Here is a 5,018-nt window from a genome sequence, read left to right on the forward strand (position 1 = left end):
TGGGAATAAACACTGTGTCTGGTTAGGTCTGGATGTAGAGATACGTGAAATTATTGGATGCCAAATTGGAGAGGGTTGTGCGGGTTGAGCAAGGGAAGGAGCGGGAATCGTTACCAGCAGTCTATCCGATCTTGTGGGGTTTGCTATACCAATTTCTGGTCGGCTGATGCAGAAGTCTTACCCAGTCAACCACATCAAGCAGTGAGGAAAGAAACTGGGGCTAGGAGCTATATTGAGAGATTTAACTGTACTTGACACCAAGGAGTTTCACGTTTAGTACCCAAAACCCGATCTTTTTCCAAAAGAAAAGAAAAGAAAATCATATAGGGGCGATCTGGCATTTCATCCATTATGACAATGCTTCGTTGCCTATAGGTTGCTCCTTTTCTTTTTAGGACTACCATTTTATGTTCATATCTCCAATTTAGATGACAATACTAATTTTGTAAATATTTGTTATAAATATCTGTTCCTCATTCCTGACAATTACAATTTTGATAAATTATTTGCTCCAATTGGTTGAATCAATAAAAAAATTAAATTTAAATTCCCTTATAACCACCGATAATTAGATATTCAAGCAAATAAAATTGATTGGCTTTTATGGTTTTAAATTATTTATTGAACTCGGGCAACAGGTACAGTGGTTCTCATGTTCATCAGATACAGTATTTTTTATTTTACCTATTGCAATAGTGCCTATTTCCTATTCCCTAAAATCCCAAACTTGTGTATTTCACCAATTTGAGAAAGGCTAGAATACCATTGAGCAAAAGTAATGCTACACTTGGAAGGTGGTCAAAATAACCACAGAAATAACATAAGTTAGTAAACAATCAAATTACGTCAATAAATAGTATTTATAAATATAAAATTTAAGGATAATAAAAGTTTTTATAATTTGTATTATACCAAACACAAGAAAAAGAATGTCACGAATAATAAGGGCGATAAAAATAGTTGACAGTAGATTTCTCTTTGAGTAATAAGATAATTTATGCCTTAATAAATGGTATCGAAGATATTCATTATGACTCCTGAATTATGACTTATGACTTATAAAAAAAACTAGCTATTTGTAGAAAACATTTATCAAATTGGTATAACAGATAAAAGTTGAAATTAAACGAATTAGGAAAGATTTAGCTAACTTGAGAAAATCAAAACAAATTGTATAAGTAAAAAAAAATCAAATAAGTTAAGTATGAATGTTTTGTTTGTACAAGGAAAACAATGGTTTCAAAACTTATCTAGAGTATTAACAACTCCACTTTTTTATATTGGAGATAATCATCTTTCTATTAGTGCAATTGTCAGATTAATTATATTAGCTATCGTAGTATTAATTCTTGCTCGGAGTATAGGTACAGGAATCAAGAGATTACTGCTAACTCCTATAGGTTTAGACCGAGGTAGTAGAGAAGCGATCGCTACAGTTATTATTTATATAGTTGCAACTTTAGGAATTTTAATCATTTTACAAAGAGCAGGTATAGATTTAAGAACTATAACTGTTTTTGCAGGTGTTTTAGGGATTGGAATTGGTTTTGGACTACAAAATCTTGCAAGTAACTTTATCAGTGGTTTAACCCTATTATTTGAACAGCCAATTAAAGTAGGAGATTTTATTGAGGTAGACAATTTATTAGGTACAGTAGAAAGTATCTCTATTCGATCTACAATTGTGCGTACTCTTGACGGTATATTTGTAATTGTACCTAACATTAAATTTGTAGAAAATAATATTATTAACTGGAGTTACAAAGACCCTAAAAGTCGTCTTCACATTCCAGTTGGAGTTGCTTATGGTAGCGATCCAGTGCTAGTAACAGAAGCATTATTAGATGTTGCTAGAACTGAAAGAAGTATATTAAAGAATCCTTCTCCAAAAGTATGGTTTAAAGGTTTTGGCGATAGTTCTTTAGATTTTGAGTTATTAGTTTGGATTGACCATCCTCAAGATAGCGATCCAATCAAAAGTTCTTTAAATTTTTTGATTGAGCATGAATTAAATCAGCGAGATATAGTTATTCCCTTTCCTCAGCGAGATTTATGGTTAAAAAATACACAAGATTTAAGTATGTTATTTCAAAATATTAATATTACCAATAACATTGACAGTCAAATGTTTGACCAGAATGGTATTGCTTCGGAGCAGAAACAGAATAGTATTCAACCTCACGCTCAAAAGCCAATAACAAAATCTCTTAGCAATTGGACTTTGCGTGATTTACTCAAGAGAGTCACTTATTTTGAAAGTTTTACTGATTTAAAGCTCCGAAAATTAATAGAATATGGCTATAGACAATTATTCCCTAAAGGACAAATTATATGTCAAGAAAATGATGCGGGATATTCTTTTTATATTATTCTTTCTGGTGCCGTTGAAGTGATTTCTGAAAAAACTGGTAAATATATTGCCACTCTCCACGAAGGAGAGTTTTTTGGAGAAATGTCTTTATTGTTGGGTTCCCCTCGTACAGCTACAGTCAAAACTCTCGAAGATTCAATTTTATTTGTAATAGAGCAACATGATTTGCAAAGACTCTTAGAAGAATCTCCCAGTTTGGCTGTTGATATTTCCCAAAAGCTTTGTGAACGCCGACAAGCATTACTAGAATTAGGATTATTGGATCTGAATTCCCCAGACAATTCTCCCTTTAACCGGATTAGAAACCGGATTCAAACTCTTTTTGGTATTTAATCAAATAATATACTAACTTTCGCCGATTACTAGGATATTATTTATCTATAGCAATACTATTCAAGTTGTAATATTTTGCTGGCAGTTAGGAGTTAGGAGTCAGGAGCTAGGATTCAGGTAAGGGAGCCGTCGGATTGGCGACGTACAGAATTTGCTCATGTTTTCCCTTAAAATTAACTATTATAAAAATTGTCACAACCAATGCGCGGATTGATATAGTAAGCATTTTCTGCGGAATACGGAGCTAACAGCCTTCAGCTTTTAGCTTCCCCCCTGGGTGGGAATTGCTTTATCAGCACTTATTATAATTAGGCTCGTCTTGTCTTGATGCCAAGAAATTATTATTGATATATTTCAGATAATTTCTACCATAAATAGGTAGTCCATCAGATGTAAGGATAAGATTCAGAAAGACTGTATAATAATCGCCAAAAAAAATGCTGAATTGTCCAAAGTATACATCCCAAAAAATTGTGAAGAATGGTCGTATCCATAATGGTAAACAGAATTATAAATCCAAGATTTGTGGCCGTCAGTTTGTTGAAGATCCTCAGCAAAAACTTATCTGCCAAAAAACCAAGGACTTTGTCGATCAACTATTGCTAGAAAAAATACCTCTTGCAGGTATTGCTCGAGTTTGCCTGGTGTCTGAAACTTGGCTACAGAACTATCCTAATCGCAAATATGCTGAAGTTCCAAAACAAATAGAGGTGTCCTCAAAAAAAAGGTCGATTGACTATTCAGTGTGATGAAATGTGGTCATTTGTGGGCCAGAAAGGCAATAAACAGTAGATTTGACTTGCTATAGATATCAGGAGCAAAGAAATTGTTGGAGCCTACATTAGCGATTTGCTGACGCAACGCTACCGCGAACGCAGTATAGATCGAGCCAGAGGGTTGTGGAATTATCTGTCTGGCGTATATCGACAGTGTGCAATCACTTATACAGACTTTTGGTCAGCTTACGAAGAAATCTTCCCAAAAACACGATATAAAACAGTTAGTAAAACAAGTGGTCTCACTAACTATATTGAGAGATTAAACTGTACTTTAAGGCAGAAAATATCTCGCTTAGTCAGAAAAACTCGATCATTTTCTAAAAAATTAGAGAATCATATTGGAGCTATCTGGTATTTCATTGACTACTACAATGCATCCTTACTTGTTTAGGACTACCGATTTGACACTCATCATTGATTTTTTATTTTCCTACCTTAAATACTTCTTCGCTGATAATAGCTGAATGCTTACTTAATCTATAAAAACTTATAAAATTTGTTTTATGGCTACTTGTGCTTCCTGGCGCAATCTCCCAGCAATTCTAAATAGTTCTTGACCTGTATGTAGATAAGAATCATCGTAATTTAGAGTAAATAACTCTAAATCTTCTATTCCATCACTAACTTGATTCAAACAGTAATATAAATGAGCTGCTACTCCAGCAAAGTTAGATGGGTTTGGCTGAGAACTAAATAAGTTATGAGCTTTTTTAAGTAGACCCCGAGAAATTTCTAAATAATCTTGAAAAGATTCAAGCAATTGATCGTCAAATGGATCGGCAGCCAAATTATCAATTTCACTTTTTAGAGGTTTCAGTATTTGAATTATAATTTTGTTGACTGGTTTATAGACTTGATTTAACCATTTTTGCAGGTGTTCATCAACATCCTTGCCTCTTGTATGGTGATTTTGATAATCTTGGCTAGTTTTTCTATAGTTCTGAGAATTTTGATTAAGTTGGTAATAATCGTAAGACTTCCTTCTTTGGGGATCGCCTAATACTTCATAGGCTTCATTAATTCTAATAATACTATCATGGTCTGCTATATCTGTATTAGTATCTGGGTGAAATAACTTCACTAAACGACGATATGCTTGTTTAATTTGTCCCTGAGTTGCTGTAGGAGTAATATCTAAAATTTTATAATAATTACAAGTTACCATAAACCATTTCTATTCAATAACTACAATTCTATATAATAGAGAGCATAAATAGGTTTTGAACAAATGTTAGTTGGAGAAAATATATCGGTAGTCCTAAAAAGGAAAGGAGCAACCTATAGGCAACGAAGCATTGTCATAATGGATGAAATGCCAGATCGCCCCTATATGATTTTCTTTTCTTTTCTTTTGGAAAAAGATCGGGTTTTGGGTACTAAACCTGAAACTCGTTGGTGTCAAGTACAGTTAAATCTCTCAATATAGCTCCTAGGTCCAGTTTCTTTCGCCACTGCTTGATGTGGTTGACTGGGTAAGACTTCTGCATCAGCCGACCAGAAATTGGTATAGCAAACCCCACAAGATCGGATAGACA

The 5,018-nt window shown here is 33.8% G+C and carries 3 protein-coding genes and 1 pseudogene; 2 read left to right on the top strand and 2 right to left on the bottom strand.

All coding sequences use genetic code 11. The features are described 5' to 3' along the window. Window positions 1-227: 227 nt before the first annotated feature. On the bottom strand, window positions 228-404 hold the full coding sequence (locus F6K22_RS31250) for a hypothetical protein (RefSeq protein ID WP_293107230.1): 177 nt from the start codon (window positions 402-404) through the stop codon (window positions 228-230). A gap of 800 nt (window positions 405-1,204) precedes the next feature. Between F6K22_RS31250 and F6K22_RS31255 the strand changes: the two genes are divergently transcribed. Together F6K22_RS31255 and F6K22_RS31260 are read left to right on the top strand one after the other, a co-directional pair. Beyond that, on the top strand, window positions 1,205-2,704 hold the full coding sequence (locus tag F6K22_RS31255; protein ID WP_293107232.1) for a cyclic nucleotide-binding domain-containing protein: 1,500 nt from the start codon (window positions 1,205-1,207) through the stop codon (window positions 2,702-2,704). A gap of 437 nt (window positions 2,705-3,141) precedes the next feature. Continuing rightward, window positions 3,142-3,874, top strand: a pseudogene (locus F6K22_RS31260) (IS1 family transposase). Between the two features lie 96 nt (window positions 3,875-3,970). On the opposite strand, the gene F6K22_RS31265 reads toward F6K22_RS31260, so the two are convergent. Then, on the bottom strand, window positions 3,971-4,648 hold the full coding sequence (locus F6K22_RS31265; RefSeq protein WP_293107234.1) for a J domain-containing protein: 678 nt from the start codon (window positions 4,646-4,648) through the stop codon (window positions 3,971-3,973). Window positions 4,649-5,018 lie beyond the last annotated feature (370 nt).

The sequence above is a fragment of the Okeania sp. SIO2F4 genome, assembly GCF_010672385.1.
GTDB lineage: Bacteria > Cyanobacteriota > Cyanobacteriia > Cyanobacteriales > Microcoleaceae > Trichodesmium.